Below are 13,786 nucleotides of genomic sequence, written 5' to 3' on the forward strand. Positions count from 1 at the left end.
CCCGGAGGAGTTGACGTTGCAGTACCGGGGCATGCCCTTTCTCTGCTGCGAGAGGAAGTGAGCCGAAGCGGCGGTGACTTGCCGACACTGGCAAGGTGACGTAGTCCGTGGGAAACGGGGCTTGCGGCGAAGCGGTTACGCCAAGATGAGCCTCCAGGCTGAGCATGGGACGGTTGAGGAACACGAACCTGTTAAACCGCATCTGAGGGTTGAAATGTCACCCCTGCCCACACCGCTTTACGGGCAGGACGCGAACTGTCGCCGGTCACACGTATGGCCCGGCGGCACGATTGCTGACCGGACAGGTAAGCTGATCAGCAAGGGTCCACGGGGAGCGCGCAGCTAGACCGTGGTGTTCGCGACGACTTGCGGCAAGCAAGGATAAAGACTGCGACAGGCAGCCTCGCCCATGCGTTGAGTCCAGCATGTGAACTGGGGAAGGCTTGCACAGATGTTAAGGAAGTGTGCCCCCGATGATGTGCGAGCTGGCGGAGCCTCCGTAGTAGTCCGAGACCGGGAAAGCCGGTCACATGGCGAAGGGAGGCAGTTGAAGTGGTTTGCTTGGTTGATTAACTGACCACAGTGAGGTGAAGACCTTTGATAATCAGTGAAATGCAAAGCAAACTGGCGACATGGTCGACGGAGAACAAAGAGCGCAAGTTCGATCGACTCCTGAGACTGATTGCCGATAGGGATTGGCTGAGTGCAGCGGCTCGCATTACGCTGGCATCCAGCGGGGCTCGCACGCCGGGCGTGGACGGAGTCGACAGACGCATGTTGGAAGCAAATCTCCAGCATGAACTGGCAACGATACGCGAAGAGCTATTGGCGGGCTCGTATAGTCCGCTGCCTGCACGACGCGTGTACATACCGAAAGCGAACGGCAAGCTCAGGCCGCTCGGCATTCCGAGCCTGCGGGATCGGATCGTGCAACGGGCCATGCTGATGGTGATGGAGCCGATATGGGAGAGCGATTTCCACCCGGCTTCGTATGGCTTCAGACCTGCCCGTAGCGTACATCACGCAATTCGCACGGTGAAGCTTCAGTTGCAGGACAGTGGTGAACAAAGCGTCGCCGGACGCTGGGTCATCGAGGGCGACCTCGCCAGCTACTTCGACACCGTTCATCATCGTCTTCTTCTGAAGGGAATCCGCAAGCGAATTGCCGACCAGCGTTTCCTTGCTCTGCTCTGGAAGTTCATCAAGGCGGGTTGCGTTGATCGTGATCTGTTTCGTGCCGCGAGTGAAGGTGTTCCCCAGGGCGGTGTCATCTCGCCCCTGTTATCCAACATCATGCTGCACGAATTCGATGCGTGGATGGAAAGGAACTATCTGAGCAAGAAGGTGCGGAAAGATCGGTGGGCGTGGAACTTCGCGATTCTCAAGCAGCGTCCGATTACTGTTCGAGAAAACCGGCAGTGGAAACCAGCTATCGCCTACTGTCGGTATGCAGATGACTTTGTGATCGTGGTCAAGGGAACACGCGAACATGCCGAGGCAGTGCGCGAAGCATGCCGTGGGTTCCTCGAAGGCGAGCTGAAGCTCACGCTGAATATGGAGAAGACCCATATCACACACGTGAACGACGGCTTCGTCTTCCTCGGTCACCGCATCATCCGCAAGCGTGGACCACGCGGCCGCATGCGGCCGGTGACGACCATCCCGTGGGAGAAGTACCGGGGTTTCGCCGAGCGGTTAGTCAAGCAACTGTCGGGCAACTATGGCATGAACCGGATGGACCTGATGGAAAGCCTGAACCGGCAAATCGCTGGCTGGGCCGCCTTCTATCAATACACCGATTACACGGCCACCATGTTCAGCAAACTTGACCGGACCGTGTTCTGGAAGTTCGGATATTGGCTCGCGCGCAGGTATCGGCGCGGGTTCAGGTCGCTGATGCGCGATCATGTGCGGGCGCCAGAACCGGGACAGGCCAAGACATGGCTGCTTCATGGCCAGAATAGTCGGGGTTGGTACGGGGCGGTGGCGCTTCGGCGTCTTGTTACCAGCCGGAAGGGCCAATTCAGGTGGCGTAGCCCGTCGGAAAATCCGTACATCATGCACGACGAGACACGCAGCACCATCGAGTCGCGCTATGCCGATGTCGCCTTTGCTATGAGCAACGCTTGAATGGAGAGCCGGATGCGCCGAGAGGTGCAAGTCCGGTTCGGGGAGGAGAGGCAGGAAATAGCTCGACTACGCCCCGTCTCTTACTCCACTCTCGACATGGCAGGGCTGGCTGTATGTGGCGTTTGTCATCGATGTATTCGCCCGCCGCATCGTCGGCTGGCGGGTCAGTTCCTCGATGACTACGGACTTCGTTCTTGACGCGCTTGAACAGGCGCTGTACGCACGCCAACCAGGCGAGGACGGGACCCTTATACATCACTCCGATAGGGGGTCCCAATATGTCAGCATTCGGTACAGCGAACGGTTAGCCGAAGCGGCTATCGAGCCGTCCGTCGGCAGCCGTGGCGACAGCTACGATAACGCGCTGGCTGAAACGATCAACGGCCTGTACAAGACAGAGCTGATTCATCGGCGCGCCCCGTGGAAGACACGCGAATCTGTCGAACTCGCAACTCTGGAATGGGTCGCGTGGTACAACAACTGTCGGCTGATGGAACCACTCGGCTATATCCCTCCCGCTGAGGCTGAGGCACACTACTACAGGCAACTCCGAAGTGCCGCTGACATGCCCGCATTAACTTAACCCAACCGGCCTCCACGATTCCCGGTGCGGTTCACTTTGTTCCAGTTGCTCCGTGCGAGCCTGGAGCTTGCGGTCGGTAAAGTTCTTGTCACGGTTGTTGACTGCCTTGAATTTGCTGCCGTCGATAGCAACGGTCGCGTCTGCGAATAGCTTTAACCGGCGGCAAAGCAACACAAACTCGCGGCAGACTTTGCGGATCGCAACGCCGTTGTCCTTCCGAAAGTCCGCGATGGTCTTGAAGTCAGGCGCCAGCCGGCCTGTCAACCAGATCAATTCAAGATTCCGTCGTGCTTCGCGCTCGAGGCGGCGACTCGATTGAATTCGATTCAAGTACCCGTAGATGTAAAGCTTGAGCAAGGTTGATGGATGATATGCCGGTCTGCCCACCAACGAGGGCGAGGCCCGCTCGAAGCCAAGACCTATTAGATCAAGCTCATCAACAAACACGTCTACCACTCGTACAGCGTTATCGGCATCGACGTAGTCGTCGAGACACTCAGGTAGCAGTGCGACTTGATCGCGCGCCGCGCCTTCAATGAATCTCTTCATGGGCCACCATCGAAAGACGTGTTGACTAACTATAGGCAATCAACGCGTTTTTTCACAGGCTCGACCCGTTACTGCCGGTCGGCCCGTCTCGATTCTAGGGGCAGGTAGTCGCCTGGAACGGCCATTCCATACCGGCGCCCGACGATATGTCGTCAGCGATATCCCGAGCAGCGCACATGAGCCGAACCGCACATGTATCGCTGCGGCACAGCGCATGCCCGTAGACCCGCCTATAGACCCGCGTACACCATCTTCGTGAACTGATCGCCGTTGAACACGAAATTGCCCCATTTGGCATCGAAGACGGCCGTAGGTTTGGCAGCGACGATTTCGTCGAGCGATTTTCCCTTTTGCTTCAGCGCGGCCACGTTGTTGCGGACGGCGACCAGCATGTCGCGGAATTCGATCAACTGAGCGCGCGTGCCGACAGGTCCGTGACCGGGAATGACGATCGTGCGATCGGTGGTGCGCGCGACAGCCTCGTTGGCCCAATGGATCGCGCCGTCAATGTTGCCGCCGTCTTCGTTGTCGATATATGGGTAGATGCCATTCCAGAAGGTGTCTCCCAATGCGAGTACATCCGCCTTCCTGAAATAGACCCATAAGTCGCCGTCGGTATGACCACCGCCGAAGTTTTCCGCGTCGATTTTGGTACCTGCGAATGTGAAGGTCTTCTTGTGATTGACCAATAGCGTCGGGCGGGCTCCCACTGAAACCGGGTAGAAAGTCCAGTTCCATGCATTGACGTGTGTCGTTTCGCTCAGATGCTTCAGCGTATTCGCGTGCGAAATGATGGTGGCCCCAGTCGCATGCATCCATCCATCGCCATCGGTGTGATCCCAGTGCCAGTGCGTGTTCACCACATATTTCAGCGGTGTCGGGCTGATGTTGTCGAATGCCGCCTGCAGCTTTGCTTGTGACTTGCTGATGCCGGCGTCGACGAGGAACTTGCCTTCCTTTCCGGACAGAACGGTAATGTTGCCACCGGAGCCCATCACCACCGAGATGTTCCCGCGCAAAGGCTCAATGGTGAGATCCGAATCAGCACGTCGCAGGTATCGAGCGCCTGCACCCGTATGGAAATAGTCATCGGGCGTCCCAGTTTCTCTGCCGGAAGATAGCGCCGGCTGGGAGGCCAGTAGTGAGACCGCGGCAATGGAGATCGGTATAAGTAACAACCTGGTCGATCGTTTCAAGATTGATTCGAGCTTTAGGTGTGGTTTCATGTTGCTTCCTTTGTTTGGCTAAGCAAATCGACTGTCCTGATAACGTGCAACTTCCTTTGTGCTGTGGGGCGTATTAGCGAGGTGCGAGGAATGGCGTCAGCGCCAGCGTTACGACTGCGATGATGAAAGCAAGGCAGATCGGGGCGCTAAAGGAACCCGTGAAATCTCGCAGTGCACCGACTACGAGAGGCCCGGCGGCGGCCACCAGGTAGCCGACTGTCATGACAAATGCGTTCCAAGACTCGACTTCATCGGGTGCGTGGACGTTATCAAGCGGCAACGTCATGCCGAGCGTAAAGCCGCCTCCCAGGCCGAATGCAGCAACGGCGACCCAAACATGAGGCATGATTAGCGGGCGCACTGCCAGCGCCAGCGTCCCGATTCCCATGAGCGCCGCACAAGCCGCGAGCCATCCCCGCCGGTCCCGGGCGCGGCTCAGCGAACCGAATACCGGAATCGCAAGGGTGAACGAGATCGTGAACGTTGCGAGCAACAGACTGGCCGATACAGCGGAAAATCCTCGCTCGATGTATATCGGTGCAAGCCACGCCAGGAATGCGAAGAACAGAAAGTTATCGCAGGCAAAGAACAATGCAATTAGCCACGCCGACCGGCTGGTTAGCGGCAACGGCGCGCCGCGCGTAGCCCTGGGCGTGGCGCGCTGGACCTGAGGCTTTTCCTGAATCAATATGACAAGCGCTGCACCTGTCGCGATCAACGCGACGGGCGTCCAGATGCCCGTCCCCAGCCGCCAGCCGTTGGCGCCTGACAATGCCGCGACGGTGCCCGTCGCGGCAGCAGAGACGGTGCTACTGAACGCCAGCGCGGTCGCATAGAGGCTCATCATCAACGCGACCTTTGCTGGAAAGCGCGACTTGATCAGCCCGGCGAACAGCGTTCCAGCCACGGCGATTCCGGCTCCCACACCCACAGTACCCAGAAATAGAACCGCGACGCTCGCGGCGAATGGACGCGCGACCATCGAAACGAGCAGAACGACCAGAGACGCTAACAGAACCCTGGTTCTTCCAAATCGCTTTGCCATCCATGCGCTCGGGATTGCGAGCAGCCCCATCAGCAGGATAGGAATCGTCGTCAGCAAGGACGCTGCTGCATGAGAAAGCGAAAACGCGCGGCTGATCAGCGGCAGCACAGGACCAATCGACGCGATTCCGGGTCTTAGCGCCATCGCAATGACGATCATCGCGACGACGAGCATGAGCGCGTCGTTGGTATTCGGCGGTTTTTCGCAAACGATCCCGGCGTACTGAGCGACCCTCGGAAAGCGATTTGTCGAGCCAGCATGGCCCTCGCTGCAACGATGTGTAGTCCGTTCTGCGGTTTCCGACATGTCAAATCCCGTTTGTCATCCAATCTGAGAGAAGATTCGTCAAACGAAGACTGCATCAGTCGATTGGTGGTGTCCAAGACTGGTTCGTTATTGTTTCTATAGGGGATGGCAATAGTAAAGGGGCGACGCGAGCACTTTTTCAATCGCTAACGTCGCCGTTTGCTTTAGTCCGCTGCGGGGAAGTCGAGCGTCGTATTGTTGATGCGGTTGAACAGATTGGTGAATGCAATGCTGGCTATCGCCATCGTGACATCGACGATTTGCGTATCGGTGAGGCCAGCCAGTTTGATCGCCGTAACGGTATCTGCGTTGACCGTGCCGCTCGTTGTCATCAGATGCGACACGAACGATGCCAACGCATCGCTGCGTGCGTCGCCCGACGGCTTGGCCTGGCGCAAAGCCACAATCGCGTCGGCAGTGAGGCCGATTTTTTTGCTCATCAGCGTGTGGGCGGCCAGGCAATAATCGCAGCCCGTCGTTTCACTTACGACGAGTTTTACGACTTCGATATCCCGCACGCTAAGGCTACATCTTTTAAGCGACGCTTCGAGACTCAGCACTGCCTCCAGTGCAACCGGACTGTTCGCGCCGATTCCGATGTATGAATTCGGCACCTTGCCGACAGTCGCGGTGACTCGTTGGAATAGCTCGGCGGCGTGGCCTGTGGCTTCTGACATTGCGATGGTATGGAGACGAGGCATCAAAGTTTCTTTCAGGGAGTGGGAAATATGCGAAGGCGTGCGAGCAGAAATACACCGGCAAGCGTCGACGTACCCACCGCGATGGCGAGCACGAAACGCCAATCGGCTTGCGGCATGATTTGCGGCAGAAGGCTCACGGCCAAAGCGGGCGGAAAGTGAAATCGCAGCACACGCAACGTCAGGATTCCGGCCGCCAGGGAAATCGCGACGGACAGTGGGCCGGGACCGAACATCAGAACCATGGCAAGGCCCACGCCTGCGGTGATCGTGCAGACTGGCGGCAACGTCAGGGGCCGCTTTGCCCATGGACGGAGATTGCCGTGGATGAAGATTTCGAATGCGATCATCACAAGCGGGGGAAACAGGACCAGCCGCAGACCGGTAGCGGCTGCGAGTCCATACACCAGCAACAGACACGCGATGAAACAGCAGACGCGCGTCCACTTCCTGAGCGTGGCTCCTCGCCCGGAATCATCGGCTTGCGCGACGGCGGCGAGCGCGGGTGCGTGACGATTGTCATCCGAAGTCAATACACGGCCGTAGATCGTAGAGACGAGCGCCAGAAGGATCGTCACGGCAGCGATGGAGATGGGGTACCACCAACTCGTGATCCCGAACACGACCGGCAGAAACGCTGCGGAAATGGACGGCATGATGGGCGAACGCAGCAGACCGATGATCAGGATTGCGCCGGCAATGGTGATTGCCACCGACCACAGGCCGTACGTCATGACTTGCGTGACGACAGTGCCCATCGCCGCCGTCAAGGCGGGAGTCGTCGCCAGCATGATGGGCGCGCGCGCCCACGTGCCCGATGGACGCGTGAACACGTCGTAGCTCAACGCGGCCAGTTCGGGGAAAAGCACGTAGAACGCGCCCGTCACAATGGCCGCTTTCGCGACTACTGCCAGAAGCACGATCGAAAGCGCGGCGCCCAGTATCGATGCATCGGCGATCGCGCTTTGCCTGTCGTGGCGTGCGGACATGCTCATCAGGAATGAGACCCTATCGGCTAAAGTGGCCTGATGATAGAGCAGTTGAAAATGTGCGAATATCCTCAGATCCGCAATCCAACCTTGAGAAATTGCACAGATGCCCGATTGGGAGAACCTTCGCTATTTCCTGGCTGTCGCTCGCATCGGGACGCTATCGGGCGCTGCCCGCTGCCTCAAGGTCGACCACGCGACCGTCAGTCGAAGATTGAGCGCGTTGGAGAGCGAGATCGACACCCGCCTGATCGAACGTCAGCCGAAGGCGTGCACGCTCACGCCGATCGGGCAGCGCGTGTTTGAACTGGCGCAGGAAATGGAAGAAGGCGCGCATGCTATCGAACGATTCCTCGACGCGAGCCGTTCGCCTTTGAGCGGCAAGGTCACGCTGAGCGCACCGCCTGTGCTGGTCGCCAATTTCCTGGTGAAGCATCTCGCCGTCTTTCGTCGCGCCAATCCTGGCGTGCAACTGTCGGTTTCGGGCGACGCACGTCGGGTTTCCCTCAGCCGAAGGGAGGCGGATGTCGTCCTGCGGCTGGCTCGACCCGAAGAACCCAACAGCGTTGCGCGAAAGCTGGGGCGCGTGTCGTTCGGTCTGTACGCAAGCAAGGACTATCCGCATTTGCGCGACGCGTCTGCGTGGGAGTTCATTGCCTACGACGCCGGCTTCGAGGGCGTAGCACAGCAGACATGGTTGATGAGCATTGCCGGCAAGCGGCCGATAGCGTGCGAAATTAGCGATATCAATGGCCATCTGGTAGCGGCGCGGGCAGGCGCCGGCGTGGCGGGCCTGCCTGATTTCCTCGCGAATGCCGACGCGAAGCTGGAGCGCTTGACGCACGTCGGCCCTGCGTTCTCACGAGACATCTGGATGGCCGTGCATCGGGATCTGCGCCGTGCGCCGCAGATACGGGCGGTCATGGATTTTCTGGTGAAGACGGTAGCCGACAATCCAGCCTTTGCGTAGACGGCTCAATCGTAAGCGCGAGCTTGAGCACATCGAATCGAAAATTATTTTTCGGATATCGGCAGTTGATATCATCCGTGATTCTGCATCAGATGCGGAGGTTCCTTTTCGTACAGGTCGATCGGGACAGCGGGACAACACAGCGTTCCGCATCGGAATCTGAGGACTCACCGCCCGGAAGGAAGAATCGATGAACTTGCGCTTCCTGGGAGCCGGTTTCCGATCAGTCTCAATATCCGCTCTCGATTCACATTCGGATTGTCGCGAAATCCAAGATCTCGAGCCGCCGCATGAGATACGGAATAAACCGGCTGGCCAACCGTTATAAGAAGCATCTGATATCTGGTCGGTACATACGCTTGAGTCCGATCACACTCGCGGAGATTGTAATGGCGACCAACAAATGGAGTTTGTATCGCTGGGTCCCCAAGCAGCATGCACCCGCTGCGGTTGCGAACAAGCTCATGTCGCATAATGGGTCAGCGATGTGGGTGTTTGACCTCAAGGAGTCCTATCGACCGGGCAAGGCAATTTCCGCCAATGCTTTTTTGGTGGCCTACGATTTCGATAAAACCGCCGAAATCAACATCAAAACGCGTCAGCTTATCAATTTCGAGTCGGAAGACTTCAAAGGGGAGAAGCATCATCCCGCGCACGTCATCGTCAAGGAAAACGAGAAGGGTGCATACGGCATAGGGCGAATGCGCCAAGGCATCACTCAACTGCACACTACCGCCCGGTACGCCACAAAGAAGGAGGTCGCGAAAGCCCTCGGTTTAAAAGAGAGGGAGGTTGCCGATGGGTATTGTCCCGGCAACACCTGGCCGACCTGAGCTATCAAAAAGCTATCAGAGGCACCCAAGCGGCGCGCTGTCATCCCGGTACGGTTCAGACCGGAAGGTCGCTTGTCACACCGCCACCGGGATTAGATCTAATTCGCGATTGTCATCGAATGGGGCATTCTCATGAAGCCGGACTGCGGCTTCTTCCGCGCGGTTGCGTCCGACATTCCAGTGACTACAAACATTCGGCCAGCCGGACGCATTAATGGATGACGCGGCGTCGACGGTTCGCAATGCACTCACGAGCAACCATGCACGATGCAAATGAACTTCCAGGAAGTTTCCCGCATTATCAGCTGCTTGAAGGGCTGACTTCGGTTCAGAAGCTCAACCGTGACGATTCCGGTGATGTCGTCGAGGCCGAAACTGGCTGATTGGTCTCCACGAATGCCGATTGTCACATTTGGTCTAAAGTAGCCGCGGCCAGATTGATCAGGGCACGTAGTCGTGGTGGCGAGGTCGCTGTCCTGTCTGTCAGACCGCCTCCGGCTGCCGACGAGGTGAGCGCTGACCGGTGATACGCAGGTCAGCTTCCGTGACGCAGATCCTCGTTATGCCGACTTGTCGATCTGCCCTATCGGTCCGCTTGTGCATGACACGGTCAGCACTGAACGCTCCAATCCGACCCGCTTCTGCCGGTCAACACTACTGCCATGATTAAGTGTGACAGTCGTTCGCTGGGGGTATAGAAGAGCCAGCCATCGCTGGAGCGGCATAGGCCTTCGTCATTCCGTCGAGCGCGGTTGACGAACCCGGGAGAGAGTTGTGAATCTTTGCACTAACGCGCTAGCGGTCGCGAAGTCGTTTCAAGCGTATCAGCGAAGCGCGGTAATGCGCCCGGCCACTTCGAGCACGATGATAGCTGGGCGATCAGAAGGCCGCCTTACCCACCGACGCGCCACCGTCAACGAATAACGTTTGTCCAGTGATAAAGCCCGCATCCTCGGACAGAAAGAATGCCAAAGCCGCGGCCAATTCCTCAGGCTTGCCGAACCGCTTCATCGGCACGAGCGGAAGAAACCGCTGCTCCGCTTCGCTGCCCGTGGGCGTGTTCTGCCGGAACATTTCGGTCTCGGTGGGCCCGGGCGCGACGGCATTGACCGTAATGCCGGTCTGCGCAAGCTCTAGCGCCCAGGTGCGCGTGAAGCTAATCATCGCGGCCTTCGCCGCCGCGTAGGCCGTGCGGTTGGCCACGCCAAGGACGACAAGGCTGGAGAGGTTCACGATTCGCCCCCAGCCTCGATTCCGCATGCCGGGCACCAGGGCTTGTACGGTCTGCACGGCAGAAATCAGGTTATGGCGGAAGGACGCTTCGAGATCGTCAAGATCGATCGCTTCAACACCGGCCAGCCGGACGAACCCTGCGTTATTAACGACGCCATCGAAGGCATAGCGCTGGGCCAACCGCTCAAGTGCATGCGCGGTCGCATTTCGGTCCGTCAGATCGACGGAGACCAGTGTGCCGGGGAAACTTGAATCGTCGGCGCCGCGTGCGAGACCGACGACCTGGTGCCCGTCAGCAGCGAGCCGGTTCGACAACGCGCGCCCGATGCCCTTGCTGGCGCCCGTTACCAAGAATGTACGTTTGAACATCGGAAAATCCTGTAACGCATAAGAGAGTTGACTCGGTGGTCCGAAAGGACGTTAGCCCCAACGGGAATTCAAGATGATGCTGCACAAGTTCACCCGCTCGAAGCCGGGGTCCTTGTACGCCAGGAAATCGTCATTGAACGTGCCGAACGTAGTGCCCGGGCGATGCTTCATGCCGTCGTGGAAGGCATCGATCATCTTGTCGGCAAAATTAGCACCACGCGGAAAGCGTGCGACTACCGCCGCGCGCTGTTCCTCGGTGAAGTCATCAAAGCCCCGTCCCGCCACGTCCATCCCGGCTCCGGCTTGCACCAGAGCGATCTCGCCGTGCATGTGCTCGGGTATGCCCGGCGTTGTATGAAGGGCTACAGCGGTCCACACCTTGGCTACGTCCGCCTCGTCGACATGATGGCTGCGTAGGAAGTCGCGGGCAGCGTTAGCGCCGTCGACTTCAAAACGAAGTTCGCTTTCGCGATAGGCCGGCGTCAAACCGATGTCGTGGAACATGGCCGCCACGTACAGCAGTTCTGGGTCGAAGGCGACGCTCGTTCGTTTTCCTAGTAGCGCGCCCCATAGGTACACCCGTGTCGAGTGGTTAAACAGCAGCTCGCTTTCGGTGTCGCGAATGAGCTGAGCTACCTCCCTAACTAGCTGACTGTCGGGAATGACGATGCCGAGCATTTCGTTCGCCGTCGTTGCTTTATCTTGCTTCATCTTCGAGGTACTCGATCTGTGAGGAACGTGCGATTACTGCCGCAAACTTGATTTCCGCACCGCCCGAAGCGGGCGGCTGGTCTGGCACCGGAAGTGACTGGAGGCGCTACACCGAGGAAGGTACGCTACCCATAGGTCATGGAAAAGGCCTAAGTTTGATGAATTCCAATGTACTATCAGGCCAATGACAACGCTTTCTGTAAGCCTCGATCGCGCCGGACGCATCCCGCTGTCCGCGCAGATATACGGCTCAATTCGAAGTGCGATCGAGTCAGGCCAGCTCGCCGCCGGCGGGCGGCTGCCCTCCTGGTCCGATCTGGCTGCCCAACTGGGGGTGTCCCGGGGCACCGTGCGGACCGCCTATGAGCGTCTGATCGACGAGCAGTTCGCGATCGGTTTGGGCGCGGCGGGCACTCGGGTAGCCGCGCGGCCTTTGCCGGCGACAACCAAATGGTCGCCGGACGCACCACCGCTCCCGGATCTCTTTTACGACTTCAGCACGGCGCCTTTGGCGTTTCAGACGGGCGTGCCCTCCCAGGACGCCTTTCCGTTCAAGCTGTGGTCGCGTATTCAGTCACGTGCGGCGCGCCGGGCTGCAGCGGCTCCCGTCTGCTATCCTGATCCGAGAGGCGAGCCGGAGTTGCGACAGGAGATCGCGTCGTATCTTGCCGTCTCACGCGGGCTTCGATGCAGTCCTTCGCAAGTATTCGTCACAGCAGGATTTGCCGGCGCGCTCAACCTAGCGATTCGTGGGCTGCAAATGGAAGGCCGGCAAGCCTGGATAGAAGATCCTGGCTTTCCTCTAACCCGTACGGCGCTAGGGCTGGCGGGGATGACCGTGGCAGGGGTGCCCGTGGATGCAGACGGGCTCGATATCGACACAGGCATCCGAATCGCTCCTGAAGCTTCCCTTGCAGTGGTGACACCGGGCCAGCAAGCGCCACTCGGAATGACGATGTCGCTCCGTCGACGTATCGCACTGCTCGACTGGGCAAAGCAGCGGGACGCCTGGATCATCGAAGACGATTATCTCGGTGAGCTGCAGCTGAAAGGACGGGCCGCACCGGCACTCGCCTCGCTCGATCCGGACGGTCGGGTACTTCACATCGGCACCTTCAGCAAGACGATCAGCCCGGCACTGCGTCTGGGATTTCTTGTTGTTCCGCTCGCCATGGCGCGCCGGTTCGGCGAAGTCGCGGCGAGCCTCGCGCCTGCACCAACTTCATCTGTGCAGTATGCCGTAACTGAGTTCATGCACGATGGACACTATCTCCGTCATCTGCGGCGTATGAAGCGCCTCTATCCTGCCCGACAGGCCGCGCTGGTTCGTTGTCTGAATGAACTGGCTTCTGAATCAATCAGAGTCCATACCGCGGCAGGCATGACTGTGGTGGCTGCGCTGCCCCAATCCGTATCGGATATGGATATCGCTTCCCGGGCGCGACTATTCGGGTTGGCGCCGGTTCCTCTCTCGCCTTGGTACACACGCAAGCCCGCGCAAGAGGGCCTGCTGCTCGGCGTCACGAATTTGGATGAAAGAACGGTGGCGGCCAACTGCTCTCGCCTCTTGGAAATCGTCCGCGGGCATCACTGACGGACCAGCGAATCCGGCCCGAGCTCGCTTCTTGGTGCATCGAAATTGTTCGTTCCTGGTGCTTTTGCGTGCCCCAACGTCGCGTGACAATGGAGCAACACAAAGGAGCAGACATCATGAACATCCAATCTATCGCGAGAGCTACCGGCGCAGCCATCGTCTTCGCCATCGCCTTGCCGGCGTCGGCGCATGGCGGGACCGAAACGGTCACACCGAACTTTCAGCACGCCATTCCCAACGTTCCAGGAAAGTCGTTGACCGCTGTCGTCGTCGATTACCCACCGCGGGCAGCGTCATCCGCACACAGGCATGCGGACTCAGCTTTCATCTATGCCTATGTCGTGTCGGGCGAGGTTGAGTCGCAGGTAGATGACGGCCAGAAGCGCGTCTACCACGCTGGCGAGAGCTTCTTCGAAGAGCCAGGCGCAGTTCACGCATAAGCCGCAATGCGAGCACAACAAAGCCTGCAAAATTGCTCGCCGTCTTCATCGCGGACAGCAACGCCCAAGCCCTGACTACACCTATCAAGTAAACCACCTCATTAAGGAGT

Annotated in this window: 11 protein-coding genes and 3 pseudogenes; 7 read left to right on the forward strand and 7 right to left on the reverse strand. The window is 58.7% G+C overall.

Annotation, left to right across the window (positions count from 1 at the left end):
- Nucleotides 1-597: 597 nt before the first annotated feature.
- Nucleotides 598-2,130 (forward strand): group II intron reverse transcriptase/maturase, encoded by a 1,533-nt coding sequence (ltrA, locus tag LY284_RS34875; protein ID WP_375294334.1) that lies wholly within the window; start codon nt 598-600, stop codon nt 2,128-2,130.
- A gap of 82 nt (nt 2,131-2,212) precedes the next feature.
- Nucleotides 2,213-2,713 (forward strand): annotated as a pseudogene (locus tag LY284_RS34880) (IS3 family transposase); the annotation flags it as partial.
- A 33-nt stretch (nt 2,714-2,746) separates the two neighbouring features.
- Here the strand turns inward: LY284_RS34880 and LY284_RS34885 are convergent.
- The 5 genes and pseudogenes from LY284_RS34885 to LY284_RS34905 form a co-directional block, all read right to left on the reverse strand.
- Nucleotides 2,747-3,262: pseudogene (locus LY284_RS34885) on the reverse strand (transposase); the annotation flags it as partial.
- Between the two features lie 230 nt (nt 3,263-3,492).
- The gene (locus LY284_RS34890) at nt 3,493-4,488 is read right to left on the reverse strand and encodes an MBL fold metallo-hydrolase (RefSeq protein ID WP_233391628.1); all 996 of its coding nucleotides are present in this window, start codon (nt 4,486-4,488) and stop codon (nt 3,493-3,495) included.
- Nucleotides 4,489-4,561: 73 nt separating this feature from the next.
- Nucleotides 4,562-5,707: a CynX/NimT family MFS transporter gene (locus LY284_RS34895; RefSeq protein WP_233391630.1), complete on the reverse strand. Its 1,146-nt coding sequence runs from the start codon at nt 5,705-5,707 to the stop codon at nt 4,562-4,564.
- Between the two features lie 296 nt (nt 5,708-6,003).
- A complete protein-coding gene (locus tag LY284_RS34900; RefSeq protein WP_233391632.1) occupies nt 6,004-6,540 on the reverse strand; it encodes a carboxymuconolactone decarboxylase family protein in 537 nt (178 codons plus the stop codon).
- An 11-nt stretch (nt 6,541-6,551) separates the two neighbouring features.
- Nucleotides 6,552-7,526 carry an HPP family protein gene (locus tag LY284_RS34905; protein ID WP_233391633.1) on the reverse strand — a complete coding sequence of 325 codons (975 nt, stop codon included), beginning with the start codon at nt 7,524-7,526 and terminating at the stop codon, nt 6,552-6,554.
- 106 nt (nt 7,527-7,632) lie between these two features.
- Here LY284_RS34905 and LY284_RS34910 point away from each other — a divergent pair, with 106 nt between their 5' ends.
- The 3 genes from LY284_RS34910 to LY284_RS38895 all read left to right on the forward strand — a co-directional run bounded on the left by LY284_RS34910 (nt 7,633) and on the right by LY284_RS38895 (nt 9,712).
- A complete protein-coding gene (locus LY284_RS34910; RefSeq protein WP_233391635.1) occupies nt 7,633-8,496 on the forward strand; it encodes a LysR family transcriptional regulator in 864 nt (287 codons plus the stop codon).
- Between the two features lie 389 nt (nt 8,497-8,885).
- On the forward strand, nt 8,886-9,329 hold the full coding sequence (locus LY284_RS34915; protein WP_233391637.1) for a hypothetical protein: 444 nt from the start codon (nt 8,886-8,888) through the stop codon (nt 9,327-9,329).
- 260 nt (nt 9,330-9,589) lie between these two features.
- Nucleotides 9,590-9,712 (forward strand): hypothetical protein, encoded by a 123-nt coding sequence (locus tag LY284_RS38895; RefSeq protein ID WP_255725279.1) that lies wholly within the window; start codon nt 9,590-9,592, stop codon nt 9,710-9,712.
- 496 nt (nt 9,713-10,208) lie between these two features.
- Here LY284_RS38895 and LY284_RS34920 read toward each other — a convergent pair whose 3' ends face one another.
- Both LY284_RS34920 and LY284_RS34925 read right to left on the reverse strand, forming a co-directional pair.
- Complete coding sequence (locus LY284_RS34920) at nt 10,209-10,931, reverse strand: SDR family oxidoreductase (RefSeq protein WP_233391639.1); 723 nt, start codon at nt 10,929-10,931, stop codon at nt 10,209-10,211.
- 51 nt (nt 10,932-10,982) lie between these two features.
- On the reverse strand, nt 10,983-11,642 hold the full coding sequence (locus LY284_RS34925; RefSeq protein WP_008344471.1) for an HD domain-containing protein: 660 nt from the start codon (nt 11,640-11,642) through the stop codon (nt 10,983-10,985).
- 184 nt (nt 11,643-11,826) lie between these two features.
- On the opposite strand from LY284_RS34925, the gene LY284_RS34930 reads away from it, so the two are divergent.
- Both LY284_RS34930 and LY284_RS34935 read left to right on the forward strand, forming a co-directional pair.
- Complete coding sequence (locus LY284_RS34930) at nt 11,827-13,236, forward strand: PLP-dependent aminotransferase family protein (protein ID WP_233391641.1); 1,410 nt, start codon at nt 11,827-11,829, stop codon at nt 13,234-13,236.
- Nucleotides 13,237-13,352: 116 nt separating this feature from the next.
- Nucleotides 13,353-13,768: pseudogene (locus LY284_RS34935) on the forward strand (cupin domain-containing protein).
- Nucleotides 13,769-13,786 lie beyond the last annotated feature (18 nt).

Origin of the sequence: Caballeronia sp. PC1 (genome assembly GCF_021353155.1) — a bacterium.
GTDB classification, from domain to species: domain Bacteria; phylum Pseudomonadota; class Gammaproteobacteria; order Burkholderiales; family Burkholderiaceae; genus Caballeronia; species Caballeronia cordobensis.

What these genes read in the sequence shown, in the direction of transcription:
- LY284_RS34890 (WP_233391628.1), bottom strand. Translation starts at nt 4,488, where the DNA reads ATGAAACCACACCTAAAGCTCGAATCAATCTTGAAACGATCGACCAGG.
- LY284_RS34895 (WP_233391630.1), bottom strand. Translation starts at nt 5,707, where the DNA reads ATGCTCGTCGTCGCGATGATCGTCATTGCGATGGCGCTAAGACCCGGA.
- LY284_RS34900 (WP_233391632.1), bottom strand. Translation starts at nt 6,540, where the DNA reads ATGCCTCGTCTCCATACCATCGCAATGTCAGAAGCCACAGGCCACGCC.
- LY284_RS34905 (WP_233391633.1), bottom strand. Translation starts at nt 7,526, where the DNA reads ATGTCCGCACGCCACGACAGGCAAAGCGCGATCGCCGATGCATCGATA.
- LY284_RS34910 (WP_233391635.1), top strand. Translation starts at nt 7,633, where the DNA reads ATGCCCGATTGGGAGAACCTTCGCTATTTCCTGGCTGTCGCTCGCATC.
- LY284_RS34915 (WP_233391637.1), top strand. Translation starts at nt 8,886, where the DNA reads ATGGCGACCAACAAATGGAGTTTGTATCGCTGGGTCCCCAAGCAGCAT.
- LY284_RS38895 (WP_255725279.1), top strand. Translation starts at nt 9,590, where the DNA reads ATGCACGATGCAAATGAACTTCCAGGAAGTTTCCCGCATTATCAGCTG.
- LY284_RS34920 (WP_233391639.1), bottom strand. Translation starts at nt 10,931, where the DNA reads ATGTTCAAACGTACATTCTTGGTAACGGGCGCCAGCAAGGGCATCGGG.
- LY284_RS34925 (WP_008344471.1), bottom strand. Translation starts at nt 11,642, where the DNA reads ATGAAGCAAGATAAAGCAACGACGGCGAACGAAATGCTCGGCATCGTC.
- LY284_RS34930 (WP_233391641.1), top strand. Translation starts at nt 11,827, where the DNA reads ATGACAACGCTTTCTGTAAGCCTCGATCGCGCCGGACGCATCCCGCTG.